The 17,871-nt window shown below is 43.1% G+C and carries 21 protein-coding genes; 13 read left to right on the top strand and 8 right to left on the bottom strand.

Annotation, left to right across the window (positions count from 1 at the left end; all coding sequences use genetic code 11):
- From L0P88_RS14055 to L0P88_RS14030, 6 genes are all read left to right on the top strand, one after another.
- Positions 1 to 1,041 (top strand): alpha/beta hydrolase family protein, encoded by a 1,041-nt coding sequence (locus L0P88_RS14055; RefSeq protein WP_247130553.1) that lies wholly within the window; start codon positions 1 to 3, stop codon positions 1,039 to 1,041.
- 117 nt (positions 1,042 to 1,158) lie between these two features.
- A complete protein-coding gene (locus L0P88_RS14050) occupies positions 1,159 to 1,593 on the top strand; it encodes a GNAT family N-acetyltransferase (RefSeq protein WP_247130552.1) in 435 nt (144 codons plus the stop codon).
- Positions 1,594 to 1,782: 189 nt separating this feature from the next.
- Entirely contained in the window at positions 1,783 to 2,811 is a 1,029-nt protein-coding gene (locus tag L0P88_RS14045) for a glycosyl hydrolase 53 family protein (RefSeq protein ID WP_247130551.1), read from the top strand.
- A 96-nt stretch (positions 2,812 to 2,907) separates the two neighbouring features.
- Entirely contained in the window at positions 2,908 to 4,674 is a 1,767-nt protein-coding gene (locus L0P88_RS14040) for a tetratricopeptide repeat protein (RefSeq protein WP_247130550.1), read from the top strand.
- 168 nt (positions 4,675 to 4,842) lie between these two features.
- Positions 4,843 to 5,619: a methyltransferase family protein gene (locus L0P88_RS14035; RefSeq protein ID WP_247130549.1), complete on the top strand. Its 777-nt coding sequence runs from the start codon at positions 4,843 to 4,845 to the stop codon at positions 5,617 to 5,619.
- A gap of 44 nt (positions 5,620 to 5,663) precedes the next feature.
- Positions 5,664 to 5,804, top strand: a complete 141-nt coding sequence (locus tag L0P88_RS14030; RefSeq protein WP_247130548.1) for a hypothetical protein — start codon at positions 5,664 to 5,666, stop codon at positions 5,802 to 5,804.
- Between the two features lie 383 nt (positions 5,805 to 6,187).
- Here the strand turns inward: L0P88_RS14030 and L0P88_RS14025 are convergent, their stop codons facing one another.
- Positions 6,188 to 6,586, bottom strand: a complete 399-nt coding sequence (locus L0P88_RS14025; RefSeq protein WP_247130547.1) for a DUF5367 family protein — start codon at positions 6,584 to 6,586, stop codon at positions 6,188 to 6,190.
- 94 nt (positions 6,587 to 6,680) lie between these two features.
- Here L0P88_RS14025 and L0P88_RS14020 point away from each other — a divergent pair, with 94 nt between their 5' ends.
- On the top strand, positions 6,681 to 7,064 hold the full coding sequence (locus L0P88_RS14020; protein ID WP_247130546.1) for an adenylate/guanylate cyclase domain-containing protein: 384 nt from the start codon (positions 6,681 to 6,683) through the stop codon (positions 7,062 to 7,064).
- Here the strand turns inward: L0P88_RS14020 and L0P88_RS14015 are convergent.
- Positions 7,053 to 7,910, bottom strand: a complete 858-nt coding sequence (locus tag L0P88_RS14015) for a helix-turn-helix transcriptional regulator (RefSeq protein ID WP_247130545.1) — start codon at positions 7,908 to 7,910, stop codon at positions 7,053 to 7,055. The genes L0P88_RS14020 and L0P88_RS14015 overlap by 12 nt on opposite strands.
- Before the next feature lie 241 nt (positions 7,911 to 8,151).
- On the opposite strand from L0P88_RS14015, the gene L0P88_RS14010 reads away from it, so the two are divergent.
- Together L0P88_RS14010 and L0P88_RS14005 are read left to right on the top strand one after the other, a co-directional pair.
- Positions 8,152 to 8,877: a hypothetical protein gene (locus L0P88_RS14010; RefSeq protein ID WP_247130544.1), complete on the top strand. Its 726-nt coding sequence runs from the start codon at positions 8,152 to 8,154 to the stop codon at positions 8,875 to 8,877.
- A gap of 191 nt (positions 8,878 to 9,068) precedes the next feature.
- Complete coding sequence (locus tag L0P88_RS14005; RefSeq protein WP_247130543.1) at positions 9,069 to 9,725, top strand: hypothetical protein; 657 nt, start codon at positions 9,069 to 9,071, stop codon at positions 9,723 to 9,725.
- Here L0P88_RS14005 and hemL read toward each other — a convergent pair whose 3' ends face one another.
- The 4 genes from hemL to L0P88_RS13985 are packed head-to-tail and all read right to left on the bottom strand — an operon-like array spanning position 9,726 to position 13,092.
- Positions 9,726 to 11,003, bottom strand: a complete 1,278-nt coding sequence (gene hemL / locus L0P88_RS14000) for a glutamate-1-semialdehyde 2,1-aminomutase (protein ID WP_247130542.1) — start codon at positions 11,001 to 11,003, stop codon at positions 9,726 to 9,728.
- A 5-nt stretch (positions 11,004 to 11,008) separates the two neighbouring features.
- On the bottom strand, positions 11,009 to 11,854 hold the full coding sequence (locus tag L0P88_RS13995) for a glucosaminidase domain-containing protein (protein WP_247130541.1): 846 nt from the start codon (positions 11,852 to 11,854) through the stop codon (positions 11,009 to 11,011).
- Positions 11,851 to 12,759: a 1-aminocyclopropane-1-carboxylate deaminase/D-cysteine desulfhydrase gene (locus L0P88_RS13990; RefSeq protein WP_247130540.1), complete on the bottom strand. Its 909-nt coding sequence runs from the start codon at positions 12,757 to 12,759 to the stop codon at positions 11,851 to 11,853. The genes L0P88_RS13995 and L0P88_RS13990 overlap by 4 nt, the downstream gene beginning before the upstream one ends.
- Entirely contained in the window at positions 12,760 to 13,092 is a 333-nt protein-coding gene (locus L0P88_RS13985; RefSeq protein WP_247130539.1) for a hypothetical protein, read from the bottom strand.
- Between the two features lie 192 nt (positions 13,093 to 13,284).
- Here L0P88_RS13985 and L0P88_RS13980 point away from each other — a divergent pair, with 192 nt between their 5' ends.
- The 4 genes from L0P88_RS13980 (at position 13,285) to L0P88_RS13965 (ending at position 16,594) form a co-directional block, all read left to right on the top strand.
- A complete protein-coding gene (locus L0P88_RS13980) occupies positions 13,285 to 13,446 on the top strand; it encodes a DUF5522 domain-containing protein (RefSeq protein WP_158775700.1) in 162 nt (53 codons plus the stop codon).
- 73 nt (positions 13,447 to 13,519) lie between these two features.
- Entirely contained in the window at positions 13,520 to 14,134 is a 615-nt protein-coding gene (locus L0P88_RS13975) for a DUF4136 domain-containing protein (protein WP_247130538.1), read from the top strand.
- 180 nt (positions 14,135 to 14,314) lie between these two features.
- Complete coding sequence (locus L0P88_RS13970) at positions 14,315 to 14,821, top strand: DUF3291 domain-containing protein (protein ID WP_247130537.1); 507 nt, start codon at positions 14,315 to 14,317, stop codon at positions 14,819 to 14,821.
- Between the two features lie 9 nt (positions 14,822 to 14,830).
- Entirely contained in the window at positions 14,831 to 16,594 is a 1,764-nt protein-coding gene (locus tag L0P88_RS13965) for an aromatic amino acid hydroxylase (protein ID WP_247130536.1), read from the top strand.
- On the opposite strand, the gene L0P88_RS13960 is transcribed toward L0P88_RS13965, so the two are convergent.
- Positions 16,577 to 17,188 (bottom strand): DUF4230 domain-containing protein, encoded by a 612-nt coding sequence (locus tag L0P88_RS13960; protein ID WP_247130535.1) that lies wholly within the window; start codon positions 17,186 to 17,188, stop codon positions 16,577 to 16,579. The two genes, L0P88_RS13965 and L0P88_RS13960, sit on opposite strands and share 18 nt — an antisense overlap.
- Positions 17,189 to 17,220: 32 nt before the next feature.
- The gene (locus L0P88_RS13955; RefSeq protein WP_247130534.1) at positions 17,221 to 17,850 is read right to left on the bottom strand and encodes a hypothetical protein; all 630 of its coding nucleotides are present in this window, start codon (positions 17,848 to 17,850) and stop codon (positions 17,221 to 17,223) included.
- Positions 17,851 to 17,871: the final 21 nt, after the last annotated feature.

The following is a 17,871-nucleotide window of genomic DNA, read 5'->3' as shown; positions in this document are numbered from 1 at the left end:
ATGGGAAAATTACTGTGTCTAGGCTGGTTGCTGTCCTCGTTTTTCGTCTGTGCGCAATCTCAAAACCACCTTATTGACTTTGAATTTGAAGGGGTCACCCTCAATGGTATAATGACCTCACCCAAAAATGCAACGCCCAAAGGCCTTGTGTTGATTGTTCATGGCTCAGGTAGAACCAAGGCCGTCGCCCAAGATTGGTATGCCGATGTACGGGAAGCCATCTCCAAAGCAGGCTATGCGACCTTTATGTATGATAAACAAGGCTGTGGCCAAAGTGGCGGTACTTTTGATTACAACCAACCTGTCCAAAACAGTGCCCAAGAAGTCATTGCTGCCATAAGGGCCCTAAAAGCGCAACAAATACCTGGCTCACAAACTATTGGGTTATGGGGGATTAGTCGCGCGGGTTGGATCAACCCTTTGGTCATCAATCAGTACCCCGACATTGCCTTTTGGATATCGGTTTCCGGGGTCTATGCCCGTGAGAACTTCAACTATTTGTTGGAGCAAAATCTATTGCTCGATGGGCTGTCCAAAGATTCCGTTGCCCTTCTGGTCCACGAATGGGCTGAGGGTAATCGTATTGCCCACGCTGGCGGTTCTTTTGAAGCGGCCCGGGCCGCTACCCAAAACCTGCGGAAAAATGCTTTCTTTAATCGGTTCACCAACGGTAATGAAATCACCAGGGAAGAATATGAAACCTTTCAAGAGGGCTTCATGAAAGAAGAATTTGATGAAGCGACCGGTCAACAGATCCATGTTCCCAATTTCAAGGATGTGCTTTCCAATAGCAATTGCCCGGTATTGGCCCTCTTTGGGGAAAAGGACAAAAATGTGGATTGGCAAAAAACCAAAGCACTGTACAAAGAAACGATGGGCAAACACCATCGACTGACCATCAAGACCTTCCCAGATGCCAACCATAATGTATTCCAATGCCGAACCGGAGGGTTTTTTGAATTTCAGGATAACGATTTGCCCTATATACGCCCGGAAGGCTTTTTAGAAACCCTAACGGATTGGTTGGAAGCACTGGAATAAAGCCCAACCCACTGTGAGCATATATGGGAAACCCATGCTTTAGGGAACAAAATTTCCATAGGCCAACCCTATTCCATTTGCTTCGTTAATTTCGCAAACACGTCCAATACCCACAATATGTCCCTTACTCCAGATTTTAGTATCATCCCCGCCAAAGCATCCGAAGTAAAATCCATAGTCGATGGCATCAACACCTATAACCTAAGTAAAGTACCGGCCTTGGCAGCGGTTTGGACCCCTTTGGAGTTTGTGGCCAAAAATAGGGATGGGAGGCTTATCGGCGGCGTCTTGGCCGGAGTGGGCTATTGGAATGGACTTGAAATCAAATTGCTCTGGGTCGAAAAGGCCTACCGCAACCAAGGTTTGGGGACAACACTCCTAAAACATACCGAGAAAGTCGCCAAACTAAAAGGAGCCGTAATTTCCATGTTGGATACTTTTGACTTTCAGGCCAAAGGTTTCTATTTGAAGCATGGTTATGAACCGGTTGGTGAAATCAAGGATTTTCCAAAAGGGTATAAGCGAATTTATTTTTCAAAACGATTGGATTAATCGCACAAGAGGGTCCGGATAATTCCGTAGGGAGTAAAAAATCTACTGGAATCCACTATTTTCAACTTTTTTTCAATAGAAATCCCCCATTTACCGTTATAGTTCCAAAAGGGTAAACGGCATTGGGAGTAAAAGATAACTTTTGGATATCAATTTTGTTGGTTTTGATCTTGACGATAGGTTGTACCGATGAAAATGACCCAATTTCAATTGAGGGAGCGGAACGCAATTTTGGGAATGGGCTTTACCACTTGGAGCTTTGGCCCCAATCTTCAAGATGTGGACGAAACCTACCGTTTTATTGCCAATAATGCCGATGTTTATGTGGAGCATTTGGACAATACCATTCCCTGGAACGCTTGGATAAACGATTTACCCTTGCCAGCTGAATTTACCAATGAAATCATGGGAAGGGCCAATCGAAAAATAGTTGGAAAGGACTTGGTGCTCTCCGTGGGTTTGCTTAATCTAGATCGTGATGATTTGGCAGCGGATTTTGATGGTTCCATTCCCGCATACACTGTTTTGAACGACCCCCATATTCAAGAGGCCTACACCAAACACATCCATTATTTGGTTACCCAATTCTCCCCAGATTATCTGGTTGCTGCCATTGAAGTAAACGAACTCTGGTTGGGAAATCGGGCACTCTGGGAAGACTATACCCAATTAATGGCCCAAGTCTTTGCTGCCACCAAGATTTCCTTTCCCAATTTAAAAATAACTGCCTCTATTTCATTGCACAATCTCCATAACCCAGCTATGGAGAACGGGGAAGAATACCTCAATGCGGTACTGGGCCATGTCAACCAAATGGATTTTGTGGCCATCAGTTATTATCCTTTTTTAAAAAATCAAAGCACGGTAGCTGAATTTCAGGAGACCTTGGATTTTTTGCACGGCAATACCAACAAACCAATCGCCATTGTAGAGAGCGGACATATTGCCGAAGATTTGATCGTATCCAATTTAGGCATTTCCATTAGTGGAAATGCAACTGAGCAGAACGCCTTTCTGGAAACCCTTTTAAGCAACGCCCAAACCAAAAATTATGAGATGGTAGTTTGGTGGGCGCATCATGATTATGATTCACTTTGGGAGGTTTTTCCGCCCGAGGTCAAGGATATTGGACAACTATGGCGCGATACCGGTATACTGGACGAAAACGGGGTACAACGTCCAGCTTTTGTAAGTTGGCAATCCTATTTTGGGAATTGACACGAAAGTCCTCAATCAAGCCTCTTTTTTCCTTAAAACTCCCTTCATTACCAAGAACTTAAGATTTCTTACTTTTAAAAAGTAAACCTACCAAAATTGAAAGGGCTTCCGTATATATTTTTTTTCCTGGTACTAGGGGCTGTTAATGGTCTGTGGTCCCAAACCAATGTACAGGATAGCTTACTACTTCGCTTTGAAAATACCAATGAGCCGGACTCGGTCCGTTTCGATGCCGGCTTGGCCCTAGCACGCTTTAAAATGCGGTACGGAGCGGATAGTTCCCGGGTTATTGGGAAAAGACTGTTGGACTTTACATTGACCACAGGAAACAAAACCTGGGAGGCCGACGCCATTAAATGGATCGGTATTACCTACGCACAACAGGGACAATTTGCAGAGGCCCATGAGTATTTTTTAAAAAATTACGAGTTGGTCCAGGAACTAAAGGACCAAAGGGGTATTGCCATCATTTTAGGTAACATTGGTACCGTAAATTACGAAATGGGGAATTATCCCCAGGCCCAGGACTATATTTTAAGATCCCTGAAACTTGCGGAAAAATTAAATGAAGAGCCCACTATTTCCCGGGCGCTGAACAATTTAGGCAATATTCACAACGATCTGGAAAATTATCAAACTTCATTGGAATACTACCAAAAAAGCCTGGCCATTAAAGAGAAAATGGGCCTCAAAAACAGCTTGCCCCTGGTCCATAACAATATTGGTTTGGCCCATTCGCAATTGAACGATCACAATCTGGCCATTACCAGTTTCAATGAAAGTGTTCGCCTGGCGATTGAACTCAACGACCCTATTTCCGAAGCTAGGGGCTATTCCAATCTAGGAGCGCAATATGCCAAAATCAATGACTTTACCAAAGCACTGGAATTGCATGACAAAAGTGTTGGACTAAAATCAAAGATCAATGATTTGGATGGTCTGGCCTCCTCTTTGGTATCTCGCGGCCACACCTATTTACAAATGAACCGCTTGACCAATGCCAGGGATGATTGCCTTAGGGGGCAGAAAATGTCAATGGTATCGGGGAACCGGAATCTCCTGAAGGCGGCATGTCTTTGTTTGAGTCAGGCATATAAAGGGCTTGGCGACTATAAAGCATCATTGGAATACCGCGAACATTTTTCCCAACTAAGGGATACCCTGCTCAACGAAGAACGCAGGCAGGAAGTTACCCGTGCCGAAATGAATTATGCGTTTGAAAAAAAACAATTGGCGGATAGTATCACATTTCACAAAAAACAAACGGCCCAGCAAGTGGCCTATGAGCGCCAACTGAACAAACAGAACACCAAGTTCTATATTCTCCTTATTGTGAGTTTGGGTGTTATTGGATTCTTGACCTTCTTGTACTATAAATACCGGCAGAGCCTGAAATTGAAAAAGGTGGAAAACCAATTATTGAATTCTGAAATTGAGTTCAAGAAAAAAGACCTGACCACTATGGCCGTCAATATTTCCAATAACCAAGAGTGGGCCGAATCCCTGGCTGAGCGATTGCAATCGCTAAAGGCCGCTACAGGACGAAAACGCCAAAAGGAATTGGAGCTTTTGGAGGAGGAAATCAAAAATAAAATTTGGGTGGACAAAGACAGTGATGACTTTTATAAAAAAGTGGACGAACCGAGCAGTTCCTTTTATGCACGCCTTAATAAGCAGTTTGAAGGACTGACCAAAACGGACGTACGTCTTTGCTCATTCATTAAACTGGATTTGAATACCAAACAGATTGCCACACTACAGAACATCAATCCCTCTTCAGTAAAAATGAGTCGAAATCGGCTTAGAAAGAAGCTCAACCTCTCTCCGGAAGACGATTTGTCCGCATTTTTACACGCTTTTTAAGGTTTTTTATAAGTTATTTAAAATCAGATTTTTAAAAAACAAAAAATACATTTTGTAACCCATTTGTAACCCTGTTTTTGCATCCATGTAACCCATTTGTAATCCTATACTATTCTTAGGACGGGCTTCTTCATGTCTAGGTTTGCCCCGAATTATAATCTAAAGATCATGAAGAAAATTTTAATGTTTACCTATTCCATGGTTGCCTACCTTATTGCATTTGCATCCATCCTTTTTTGGATTGCTTCTGTCGGCAACCTGATTCCGGCAATCGGAATCGACCAAGAACCCCAAATGTCCTTTTTATGGGCATTGGCGAACAACGTACTTTTGATTTCCCTATTTGGGGTACAGCACAGTGTTATGGCGAGAAAATGGTTTAAGGAACTCTTCGCCCGTTATTTCCCAAAACCGATTGAGCGAAGCACTTTTGTTTTGGTTTCCGGACTACTGCTGTTTAACATGGTGTACAACTGGCAACCCATTGGCGGTCAACTATGGCAAGTGGCACCCAATAGCATTTTGTTTTATGTACTCTATGCACTGTTCTTTACTGGATGGGCAATACTGTTCATCAGTTCTTTTTTGATCAACCATTTTGATTTGTTCGGGTTGCGGCAAACGTTTTTGGAGTTAATGGGCAAGCCCTATACCCAATTACAGTTCAGGGTAACCCTATTCTACAAACATGTACGGCATCCGCTCTATTTTGGTATGCTCTTGGGCATGTGGGCCACTCCGACCATGACCGTTACCCATTTGGTTTTTGCCATTGCCATTACGGCATACGTCATCATTGGAACCTTATTTGAAGAAAAAGATTTGGTGAACGAGTTTGGGGAAACCTATAAGGCATATCAAGCCAAAAAACCTATGCTCATCCCTTTTACCAAATGGCGAAAAGGAGCTAAACAAGGCCCAGTATTGACAAAGGAATTAAAATAACTACAAGAAATCATCATCAAAAAACAGTAAAAAACAACGTAATCATGAAAACACGAACAAACTACAAAATGCCCCTATTCTTTGGGTGGTACACCATCAACTCCAACAACCAAAGAAATCACGAAAACACCCTGAAATTGGACAATTTTTCCAATAAGGATTTGGATTACCTTTACAAAAGGTAAGGACAACGAACAAGCAGACAAAAAGGGCATCGCTATCGATGCCCTTTGCATTGCCCAAACCCCACCTTATGCCTCCAGGGACGTATTCCAAATTTTCGTTTTGACGGTTTCAGTCACAAATTCGGGCAAGGATACAAGTATAAATTGCTGCTATCCCCATTAAAAAATATACGAAGAAAACGATAAGGAACAAGGGATTTTCAACGCTCCGGTTCATTTTCCGAAAGGCCTACAGATAACCCAGATTGTCCAATTGTCCAATACCAGGGGTTACGGCGTTTCCCTATGTAAAACACAGTCCGGCTGTACCCCCAATTAATAGTATTTCCGTAAAAAGGGTTAGATGGCTTGTTGTCATTTCCATGTTCCATAATTCCAATCGATTATATCAACTCTTTTGTTCTTTGCCTAACCATGAAATTCCAGTACACTAAGGTGGTGCCAATGAATTCCGCTCCAATGACCCAGAACCCCGGATCCGTAAAGAAATCATAGTAACTGCCCCCATTGGGAATAATGAGTACGGGCACCGTGATCAGGGCGTCCAAAAGGGCGGCCATGGCAAAAAAGACCAGTCCCATTACCAATCCATGGGTTTGGACCCCTTTTCTGTAGTACAGCCAAGCTCCAAACCAGACCAAGGGTACTACGGCAAAAAAGAGTGTCAAATTGGCCTGTTGTTCCACATTTTCCAGTATCGGCAGATAAAAGGAAAGGGAATAGGCCAGAACGCCTAAGAACCAAACCAGGCCTGCAATTGTCAATGCTCTAAAAGTTTTCATCACCGTTTGTTTTAGGATTACGGGACAAAACTAGAGCAGCTTAAATGGGGGCATTTGTCCAAAAAGGAGAATGATTTGTTCGAAAAGGATAACTTTGAACGCACTGCAAAAAACGTATCAGGGCCTTTTATGGTTTAAAAACTTACTTCAAAAGAAGGGCCCACGCTACGAGAAGAAATATGGCTGTCAGCCCTTTTTTAAGGCAGGAGTGCATGCCGGAATCGTTACGGTGACCGAGGTGGGTAAATACAAAAAAGAAATCACCTATCACAGGGACGTAATCAATACCGCAGCACGTATCCAGGGAAAAAGCAATGCTTTTGAGCGGGAATTATTGATTTCGAAGGAATTGAAAACCCAATTGAATTCCAACACCTACAGCTATGCCCATATGGGCAGTATCCCCCTTAAGGGCAAACGGCAAACTGTTGCTATCTGTTCGGTATCCCCAAAAACCCAATTGGAATCAGCTTCGTAACTCACTTGGCCGAAAGCCGAATTTTTTGGTAAATGCATTGGAAAAGGAACTCAGGCTATCATAGCCCACATGCCAAGCCGCTTCCTGTACCGTAGCCTCTTTGTTTCGGATAAGTTCATGGGCCTTGGTCATACGCTCATTTTGCAGGTATTTAAAAACGGGAACCCCAAAAAGCTCCTTGAATTCCTTTTTCAGGGCAAAGGTGTTCAACCCTATTTGCTTGGAAAGCTCCGTAAGCGAAGGAGGACTGTCCAGATTATTGGAAAGGATTTCCTGGGCCACCAATAGCTTTTCCCGTTCGGAAGTATTGATGCCTTGGGTTTTCATTTGCGACAGTTGCCAAAAAAAGTGGGACAACAATGCTGTAATCTGGCTACGGAAGAACATCATCTTTGCTTTTCCCTGATAGTCATTGGAAAAAATATTGTCCACAATATGTTGCATCTCCGGGGTCATGAAAAAGCGGAGACCTTCCACATAGGATGCAGCCGGATTGACCAGTTGTTCCAACAGTTCCGTAAACAGCTCCCCTTCCCCATTGGGTAGGTTTTTCAAGTTTCTTGGGGCCGTGGCAATGACCAGACATTGCAATGGTTTTTCCGGGGAGATGGTATGCACGGAATCCACGGTATCGTCCGCATAAAAGGAGAGGGCCAGACCTTTTGTGTTGTCATAGGTATTCTGGGTATCTCCATGGTTCATGGAAAGATGCACATTCCCGGAACCATACAGGGCCACAGCAATCAAAGGTTCCTCAAAACGACAGGAATCGACCAGCACTTCTTGGGTATGGGCTTCCTCCACCAGAATGATAAAATCGTTGATGTTAATGGTATCACGTATCACAACAGGCGGAAATTAAGTAAAATAGCAATGCGCCACAAACGGGAAAGCCTGTCAAATGTCATAAAATGGAGTTCTAAGTTCAGCTATTTTAGTGTGCATTTATAAGAAAAAACTTTAACTATTGTAGCTATTTATTTGCTCAAACATATAGTGGTTTCTAAACCCACAGTACCAAACAGCTTAAATCCATATAGCGACCACATTTAGGGACCTTGAAACATAAATGAATTTTAGAAAGATTATGATGAAAGCAAAAATTTTGATTGTACTGTTTTTAGTATCATCCGAGTTTGTGTTGGGGCAATGGAATGATAGCGGAAACAACTACACTACAGGAAAGTTGGGAATTGGAACCACGTCTTTGAGTATTGGTTATACAGGGGTCAATGACTTGGTAATAGGAGATGCCTCATGGAGTGAGGGATTTGTTATCAATGCAAATTCAAATAATGATGGAATTATGGCTTTTGCTAGTGATGGAAATATGGTAGCACGATTTATTTATAACAACCCTACGGAGAAGTTACACTATTATAAAACAGGAAAAGGCAATTTAATGACGATTGATGGAAATGGAAAAATAGGAATTGGAACAGAAAACACGGGCAATCATAAACTTGCCGTTGAAGGATCGATCGGAGCTAGGGAAATCAAAGTAGAAACAAATGGTTGGTCCGACTTTGTTTTTGAGCAAGACTATGATTTACCTACGCTGCAACAAGTTGAAAAGCACATCAAGGAAAAAGGACACCTTAAGGATATTCCAAGTGCCAAAGAAGTAGGGGAAAATGGAATCTTCCTGGGGGAAATGGACTCCAAATTACTTCAAAAAATAGAGGAACTGACCCTTTACACCATTCAACAGGAAAAGAAAATAAAAAAACTTGAAGAAGAGAACCAAGAACTAAAATCGCTATCCAATAGGTTATCCAAAATAGAAAAACTACTACTGGAAGCGAAAAAATAAAAGGTTCGGACACGGATTATCCTTTACATCCTGCCTTCGCTCAAACTCACAATTGATGGGCTTGGGAAGTGAAGTTCTTACGTCCATTACCCTTGGTAGTAGCGGTGGTCGTGCCCCATGGCAATGCATAAACGAAAATTGGCTGTGACAAAATCCAGTTTCAATCGTCTTGGTTGAAAATCACATTAAAAATGAAAAATCAAAAAATTGGGGGAATAGCGGCCCTAATTGAAGCCTTACTCTACATCATCGGAATTGCCTTTCTTTTTATGGTCCTGTCCCCCGCCATGGACGATACAAGTTCGGATATCGAAAAATTGGCGTTTATCCTTGAAAACAAAACTTTGTACCAAGTTTGGCACCTTTTGATCTATGTGGTTTTTGGATTGGTACTCATCCCTTTGACCATTGCCATACATGAAAACTTCACTACCAATTCGGCAATTGGCAAAAAGGTCATGCCCATACTTGGGTTTATTTGGTCGGCATTGGTCATCTCAAGTGGAATGATAAGCAATATAGGCCTGGAAACGGTCAATGGTCTATTCATTGAAGAGGAAACAACCGCAGTAATGGCCTGGGAAATCATCGGTGCCATTCAAAATGGTCTTGGCGGCGGTGTGGAAGTGGTAGGCGGACTCTGGGTATTTCTTATAAGCGTCCATGGGTTAAAGGAACACATTTTCCCAAGATCCCTCAATTATTTTGGACTACTCGTTGGTGGCGCTGGAATACTAACGGCAATCCCTGGATTGGGGGATTTGGGGCTCCTATTCGGACTGACCCAAATCCTTTGGTTTGGTTGGATTGGAACAGCTATGATACAAAACAAAAATCCTTCAATTTGATCAAAATACCTTTCTCACTGCTTCCAGGGTCTTTGCCAAATCCGAATAACTGATGGCATCATTTAAAAAGTAACTTTCAAAAGCCGAAGGCGGAAGATATATCCCTTGCTCCAACATCCCATGAAAGTATTTTTTGAAGGTATCGTTATTGCCATTTGCGGACGAAGCAAAATCCACTACCGGATGCTCACAAAAATGTACGGAAATCATGCTTCCAAAACGGTTGATTTGATGGACAATGCCTTTTTCGGTCAACACTTCGGCAATTCCCTTATGGAGGTATTCCGTTTTTTGCATCAGGTTATCGAATACCTCCGGGTTTTGGTTTATTTCGGTCAACATGGCCAAGCCTGCGCCCATGGCCAAAGGATTACCGCTTAAGGTACCCGCTTGATAGACCGGTCCCTCAGGGGCCAAATGTGCCATGATTTCAGCTCTGGCCGCAAAAGCGCCTACCGGCAGACCTCCACCTATGACCTTGCCAAACATCACAATATCCGCATCAATGCCCAGGGCCTCTTGTGCGCCACCCTTGGCTAAACGAAAACCGGTCATTACCTCATCAAAAAGCAACAGTATTTCTTCTTGAGTGCAAATTTCACGTAGCCCTTTTATAAAATCCTCGGAGGGCACAATACAACCCATATTGCCGGCAACAGGCTCCAAAATAATACCTGCGATTTCCCCTTTATTGGCTTCCACCAGGGCTTTCACACTTTCCAAATTGTTATAATCGGCCAATAAGGTATCCTTGGCCGTACCCTGGGTGACCCCTGGGCTGTTGGGACTTCCGAAGGTTACCGCACCACTGCCCGCCTGGATCAAAAATGAATCCGAATGTCCATGGTAGCAACCGGCAAATTTGATGATTTTATCCTTTCCGGTATACCCCCTTGCCAGGCGTACGGCACTCATACACGCCTCGGTCCCGGAATTCACAAAACGAATTTTATCAATATTGGGAACCATATTCACGGCAAGCTTGGCCAAGTCGGTTTCAACTTCTGTAGGAATACCAAAGGAGGTTCCTTTTTGTGCTTTTTCAATTACCGCATTGATAACAGGTCCATGGGCATGACCAAATAACAATGGGCCCCAAGATGAGATATAATCAATGTATTGATTGCCATCTTCATCATATAAATAGGCCCCTTTGGCCTGTTTGATAAAAATAGGCTCCCCACCTACCGCCTTAAATGCCCGTACGGGTGAATTGACCCCGCCTGGTATATATTTTTTCGCTTCTGCAAACAATTCACTGCTTCGCTGGTATCGCATCTCTCCTATTTTGACTTTACCTTCCTTAAATTGAGCACTTGCCCAATGGCTATGTTGGTGTTTTTTAGATTGTTCAATTGCATGATTTCCTGCACGGAAACCGCATACTTCTTTGATATGCCATAAAGGGTGTCCCCTTTTTGCACTACATGGGTAAAAACCTCATAATCCTTCGTTTTGCGAACAGTTTCCAGGCCTTCATCCATAACTGCCTCATCAAATTTGTCCAGATTGTACCGATCGATCAGGGCAATCAATTTTTGGGGGTATTTCTTATCGGTGGCATACCCTGCTTTTTTTAAACCATGGGCCCACTTCTTATAGTCGTCCCTGCGGTAATTGAACAAAAACCGATAACGCGAACGTGATGCCAAAAAGATACTATGATCCCGAAACGAAAACATGGGATGGTTGTACTTTCGAAAACACTCCCCTTTGGCATCATCATCATGGAAATCATAATCCCCTTGCCATCCACTGTGACATTTTATCCCAAAATGATTATTGGTCTTTTGGGTAAGTTCCCCCCTACCCGAGCCACTCTCCAAAATCCCCTGGGCCAGGGTAATACTGGCCGGGATACCAAAAGCCCGCATTTCGTATTGCGCTATTTGGGCAAATTCCCCGATGTAATCCTGGGTGGATGCAATTGGAAACTTTTTAAAAAAGCCAGGGTCTGCAGGTAATGGATACAATTCCGATGTCTTGAACTTAGTGGATTCAATTCCTGTATTGGGGGTATACACCACCTTTTTCCTCGGTTCCTGCTTCACCGCGCGGGCAGTACGCTTTTTTGCGCCGCACCCTACTAAAAACAAAATGGCAATAGTGCCTAAAAAACGTGTAATCATAGATTGATTAACGGTAAATTCTTCTTTTTCAGTACCTCGTTCATGCCAAAGATTCCTTGTAAACCCCCTGTATGGATGGCCAAAATCTTGGTCCCCGCCTTAAACTGATTGTTCGCAATCATATCCAGCAGACCAAAAAATAGCTTTCCCGTATATACGGGATCGGAAGCAATCCCTGTTTGTTCCTTAAACGTATTGATGCTTGCAATAAGCTCAGGGGTCACCTTGGCATATCCCCCAAAATGGTAATCAGTAATCAATTTCCAATTGGGTTTGGTCACAAATTTACGAATGGAATCGATTAAAAAATCACCTTTTAAGGCGGGGAAGCCCAAAACTTGTTGATGTGCTGCGGTTGCATTGATAAGTCCAGCCATCGTACCCCCGGTGCCCACACAGGTGGCAATGATATCAAATTCCGTATCGCCCTGTGTCAAAATTTCCTCGCAGCCCTTTACGGCCAAGGCATTTGTACCGCCCTCTGGGAATAGGTAAAAATCCCCATATTCCATTTGTAGTTTTCGAACAAAGGACCTATCATCTTTGGTTCGGTACGCTTCCCTACTTACAAAATGAAATCGCATGCCATATTCGGAGGCCAGTTTCAATGTGGGATTGGTCCCCCAACCCTTTTTGAGCTCTTCTCCACGTATTACCCCAATGGTCCCAAAACCATACTCTTTTCCGGCACAGGCCACCGCAGCAATATGGTTGGAGAAGGCTCCACCAAAGGTGAGCAGTACATCAAAATTTTGTGCTTTGGCCCTTTGAAGATTATACTTTAGCTTACGATACTTGTTTCCCGAAATAACGGGATGAAGAAGGTCTTCCCGTTTCACGGCAAGGGTTACCTGCTTTTCGAAAAGTAAAGGAAGGGCAATCTGCTGATTGGGGACATGGTTCAATTACGGTCTAAAAATATAGTTTAGAAAGCTATAGGGTTTTCTCCTGTCCGTATAGCCCAAATCCATTTCGTTGGCATAGGCCTCCCGTTCAAAGCTGATGTTTTGATAGGCCCTGTAGCTATCCAAATACAGAAAGGTCCGCACCACCCACTCCAAAATATACCAAAAATAAAAGGGTACTACCAATAGTTCCAACTGCTGTTTTAGATGGATTTTCTCATGGTTAATGAGCACCACATCATCTTTATGGCTATCTTCTTTTACAATAATAAAGGGCCAAAGGGTAAGACCCACGTAGTTTTTCCTAAAGAAATGTCTAAAAACCAATATCATATTTCAGTTCCTTTTATGAACCTATCTTGATGGTGGGGTAAACAAATATACTTTTTTCTTTTTCCCAACGGAATAAACCAGGTTTAACGACCATTATTTTGGATGAAACCCTAAGAAGTCCTTAAAATCCTTTAAAATACGCCATTTGAAGTGTAACTTAGTGTAACTTTGAGAATAGCAAGGATAAGCTAAATGAAGAAGTACGTACCCGTTGAAGAAGGGGATTACTATCTTTCACCCGAGGGTTACAGGGTATTTACGGAACAGTACCACTTAAAACGGGGGTATTGCTGTGAGAGTGGATGTAGACATTGCCCTTACGGCTACAACAAAAAGACTAATCGCCAGGAATAGCTTGGTTTTCGGCATAATATTTGTGGTGGTTTAAGAAAAGTTCGCTTTCGGTTTAACTCAAAAAAATTATGCTATGAAAAAGATAAAACTACTTACCTTACCCTTAGTACTACTACTATTTCTAACCTCCTGTTCAACGGTACAGGTCATTGCCGATTATGATAGGCAAGTGAATTTTAATGAATATAGGACCTATGCCTTTTACAAGACGGGCATTGATAGGGCCCAAATATCCGATTTGGACAAAAAACGCATTCTAAAAGCCATTGAAACCGAAATGGCCAATAGGGGCTTCACCAAATCCCGAAACCCAGATATTCTGGTAAGCATCTTTACCAAGGAACGCGAACAGGTAGATGTCTACAACAACAACTTTGGTTGGGGTTGGGGAGGAATTGGCTGGGGCGGCTGGGGCTGGGGCGGCTGGGGTTGGAACCCTTGGATCTGGGGTCCTGGATGGGGCTGGGGCGGAGGCTGGGGTCCAAATGTTTCCACCCGCACCGAAGGCTCGTTATATATTGACCTTATCGATGCCAACAATAAAGAACTGGTATGGCAAGGACGCGGTGTTGGCACATTGAACAACACCAAAAACATAGACAAAAAAGAAGACCGTATACGAAAGTTCGTTTCTGAGATATTGGAAGAGTATCCCCCGAATCGGGAAATTGCGGCAAATGGCCTTTAAGGCCTTTTGAAACCTTATAGTAAAGCGAAGAATCTACTGCCCCCGATGTTTTGTTTGAGTGTTTATTGTGGTCATGGGGCGATAGGTTCTTCGTTTTCATTTTAATAATCGATTTTCCACCCAATACGTTAAGCCTATTGCGTACAATCTTTTTATCTTTAGGGTAAGACCTGGAATGCAATGGAATACTATTTGGCCCAAGCCAATATTGCTCGTTTTAAAGCTCAATTGGACCATCCCATAATGAAGGAATTTGTGGACTTTTTAGAGCCCGTCAACAAATTTGCAGAAGAGAGTCCTGGTTTTGTTTGGCGTTTGAAAGACAACCAGGGAAGGCCGGCCTCCTATATCCAATCCCCCTTTAAGGATGAAAACATGGCCGTAAACATTAGTCTTTGGGAAGACGTGGATGCCTTTAAAGCTTTCGTTTATGGTTCAGTGCACAGCTATTTTTTACGGAATAAAAAAAAATGGTTCGATGTAAAGGGCCCATCCCAATTTGTACTATGGTGGTTGCCCAAGGGGGAGTTGCCCACCTTGGATATGGCAAAGGAGAAACTGGAATTCCTGGAACAAAACGGAGCATCCCCACAGGCCTTTACCATGGCGGAGTTCTATGATTGCACGGGCCACAGAATAGAGGCTCCTCTTTCACGCCAACGTATGAAGCACAACAGTTCAGAATGATAATAAACTATGGAAACAGCATATGAAAGCAATCCAGTATTGGATAAACTACCAGAGCACTTAAGACAATACATCAAACCCCAAAACTATGATGAATACACTCCCGTAGATCAAGCAGTTTGGAGGTACGTAATGCGCAAGAATGTTGACTATTTGAGCAAGGTAGCCCATAAATCCTATGTGGAAGGACTACAAAAAACGGGCATATCCATAGATCATATTCCCAATATGTACGGCATGAACCGCATTCTAAAGGAAATAGGATGGGCCGCCGTCGCGGTTGATGGTTTTATTCCACCATCTGCCTTCATGGAGTTCCAAGCCTACAATGTATTGGTCATTGCCTCGGACATTAGGCAGTTGGAAAACATAGAATACACCCCAGCTCCCGATATCATCCATGAAGGTGCGGGACATGCCCCCATCATAGCCAATCCGGAGTATGCGGAATATTTAAGGCGATTTGGGGAAATTGGGGCCAAAGCCATCTCCAGTGCCATGGATTACGAACTATATGACGCCGTTCGTCATCTTTCCATAATTAAGGAAGCGGAAGGGACACCCCGGGAAGAGATCGGGAAAGCAGAAAAAAAGATTGAGCATCTCCAAGAGAACATGGGGATACCAAGTGAAATGGCATTGATCAGAAACCTGCATTGGTGGACCGTGGAATACGGATTGATCGGTGAACTGGACAACCCCAAAATCTACGGGGCAGGACTACTCTCCTCTATCGGTGAAAGTACCTGGTGCATGACAGACCAGGTAAAAAAAATACCCTATACCATGGAAGCAGCGCATACTTCCTTTGACATTACAAAACCGCAACCCCAACTTTTTGTAACCCCAAATTTCGCGCATTTAAGTCAGGTATTGGAGGATTTTGCGAACACCATGGCCTTACGTACCGGGGGATTAAAAGGGGTCCAAAAATTGGTAACCTCCAAAGCCCTTGGCACAGCAGAGTTGAGCACGGGACTGCAAATATCGGGATGCTTCAACAACATTATTGAAAAGGATGGAAAACCCATATATCTCCGTACCGTAGGGCCAACGGCACTATCGTATCGGGAAAAGGAACTGGTGGGCCATGGCGTGGAGCAGCACCCGGAAGGTTTTGGTTCCCCAGTGGGCAAACTGAAGGGTATCAATTTGGCCATTGAGGACATGAGCCCCAGGGACTTAAAGGCGTATAACATTTTTGAAGGGGAACGCATCACCCTGGAGTTTGAAGGCGGGGTAAGGGTAGCGGGTGAAATTGTTACGGGAACCCGAAACCTTAAAGGGGAAATCATCCTCATCACTTTTAAGGAATGTAAGGTTACCCATGATGACACCATTCTATTCCTCCCCGAATGGGGGCTGTACCATATGGCTGTTGGGGAAAAAATAGTATCGGCCTTTAATGGGCCTGCGGACTTAAAAAGCTTTAACCTCATCTCCCATGAGCTTACCGAAACTACCATTAAAAAGAACAGGGATTCCGATTTGATCAGATTGGAGACCTACTACAGACAGGTGCGGGATTACAGGGAAGGGAAAAACACCTACACTTCCAGGGGAAAACTTTTTGAAGAGTTTAAATTGCATTTTCCCAATGATTGGTTGCTGCCCGTGGAGCTTTATGAATTGGCATTACAAGGCAACAGAAAGGCCTTGGCCAATGACATTGAGGAGCATCTGGAAAAGGTTAAACGGAACAGGCCCAAAGTAGGCCGTTTAATAGATGATGGGCTGGAACTTGCCAATAAAGCCTTAATGAAACAATCCTAACTGTTCAAAGTTCACCACTGGTCTTTCGTTGTAGGTCAATGTCCATCCCATGGAATCGGTCAACACCAAAAGCTTGGAAAGTTCGGAAAGCAAACGGTTTTGTGCGTTTGAACGTAAGGTTGAGGCCTCAACTTTTTTTAGTAGGGAAGCATTGACATTTTGTTTGATCAAATTATAATCCTCAGCGCCAAAAGGATTGAAGTAATCCGCAGAAACATCGTAGTACTCAAAATCTGGGTTAATGGTAATTTCAGGTTCTGGAATGTTCCTTAGTTCCACTACCTTGTGTTCCCCGTCAATTTCAAAGTCAATGTCCTTTAAATCATAACTAATGATCACTTTAGCATTCACGACCACCAAAGCCTTTTTGTCTGCAGTGACCAAGGGACCGAAAAGCTCTTTGGAGTCCGCATAATTGTAAACCTCGGCAAAGTGTCCTTCGGTAACAATCAATTTGGATACACTTTTGATCTGTTCCTGAATCAGCATCGAATTTTCCTGAAGGATGGTCTCCGTGGATTTGTACTCGGCACATGACCTATAAATCAGTACCGTTGTTAAGGCTATAAGTGCTCCTGCCAGAACCTTTTTCATCTGAAAATTGGAATTTAACGCTTAACAAATTATCATTTACAGTTTTCCAGGTTCAACAGCACCTTGTTGTACCGCTTTTCCAATTGCTGCTCCAATTGGCTTACAAACTCCAAAGCCTTCAACAATTTTTCTATGGAATCCCGCTGTAATGCCTCAACCACTTTCTGAAATTCATCGGCCACCAAATTCTGGAGATTATAGGTGCTCTCCAATTCATACAGGCAATCAAAACTAAAATCACCGAAAATTCCTGTGGCCTTTGAAGTATCCCAGGCTATTTCACTAAGTGTTGCAATCTCCAGATTGATGTAGGTGTCACCTTTATACTCATAAAGGTCATCCCCCTTTTGGATCGAATCCAATAGCTTATAAAAACTGGAATACTTGCTTTGAAAAACCTTCATTTCCCCAGTGGTCATTACTACTGTTCCACTATCATCGGAAGAAAGCTCCTTATACGCATCAATAAATTCAGGTATTCTTTTGTTATCTGCCCTACTATTTAAGAGTTCTTCAAGATTGTTTTTTAGTTCACCTTCGATTTTGGTAATGGCAACCGCCTTGTTTTTACTGATTTCATTGGAAGTATTCCAATTATTGAACCATATGGCCAGATTGATCCCGATGAAAATTAAGAGGATTTCACCCAATATATACTTCAAGTTCAAATTTCGTATCCTGAT

The organism is Muricauda sp. SCSIO 64092, assembly GCF_023016285.1.
Classification (GTDB): Bacteria; Bacteroidota; Bacteroidia; order Flavobacteriales; family Flavobacteriaceae; genus Croceivirga.
This window is presented reverse-complemented; position numbering and strand designations above follow the sequence as displayed.

Excerpts from the sequence above, each read along its gene's own strand:
- L0P88_RS13985 (WP_247130539.1), bottom strand. The coding sequence starts at position 13,092 with ATGATATTGGTTTTTAGACATTTCTTTAGGAAAAACTACGTGGGTCTT.
- L0P88_RS13965 (WP_247130536.1), top strand. The coding sequence starts at position 14,831 with ATGGAAACAGCATATGAAAGCAATCCAGTATTGGATAAACTACCAGAG.
- L0P88_RS13970 (WP_247130537.1), top strand. The coding sequence starts at position 14,315 with ATGGAATACTATTTGGCCCAAGCCAATATTGCTCGTTTTAAAGCTCAA.
- hemL (WP_247130542.1), bottom strand. The coding sequence starts at position 11,003 with ATGCGATACCAGCGAAGCAGTGAATTGTTTGCAGAAGCGAAAAAATAT.
- L0P88_RS14010 (WP_247130544.1), top strand. The coding sequence starts at position 8,152 with ATGATGAAAGCAAAAATTTTGATTGTACTGTTTTTAGTATCATCCGAG.
- L0P88_RS13960 (WP_247130535.1), bottom strand. The coding sequence starts at position 17,188 with ATGAAAAAGGTTCTGGCAGGAGCACTTATAGCCTTAACAACGGTACTG.
- L0P88_RS13975 (WP_247130538.1), top strand. The coding sequence starts at position 13,520 with ATGAAAAAGATAAAACTACTTACCTTACCCTTAGTACTACTACTATTT.
- L0P88_RS14025 (WP_247130547.1), bottom strand. The coding sequence starts at position 6,586 with ATGAAAACTTTTAGAGCATTGACAATTGCAGGCCTGGTTTGGTTCTTA.
- L0P88_RS13995 (WP_247130541.1), bottom strand. The coding sequence starts at position 11,854 with ATGATTACACGTTTTTTAGGCACTATTGCCATTTTGTTTTTAGTAGGG.
- L0P88_RS14050 (WP_247130552.1), top strand. The coding sequence starts at position 1,159 with ATGTCCCTTACTCCAGATTTTAGTATCATCCCCGCCAAAGCATCCGAA.
- L0P88_RS14005 (WP_247130543.1), top strand. The coding sequence starts at position 9,069 with ATGAAAAATCAAAAAATTGGGGGAATAGCGGCCCTAATTGAAGCCTTA.
- L0P88_RS14030 (WP_247130548.1), top strand. The coding sequence starts at position 5,664 with ATGAAAACACGAACAAACTACAAAATGCCCCTATTCTTTGGGTGGTAC.
- L0P88_RS14035 (WP_247130549.1), top strand. The coding sequence starts at position 4,843 with ATGAAGAAAATTTTAATGTTTACCTATTCCATGGTTGCCTACCTTATT.
- L0P88_RS13980 (WP_158775700.1), top strand. The coding sequence starts at position 13,285 with ATGAAGAAGTACGTACCCGTTGAAGAAGGGGATTACTATCTTTCACCC.
- L0P88_RS14055 (WP_247130553.1), top strand. The coding sequence starts at position 1 with ATGGGAAAATTACTGTGTCTAGGCTGGTTGCTGTCCTCGTTTTTCGTC.
- L0P88_RS14045 (WP_247130551.1), top strand. The coding sequence starts at position 1,783 with ATGAAAATGACCCAATTTCAATTGAGGGAGCGGAACGCAATTTTGGGA.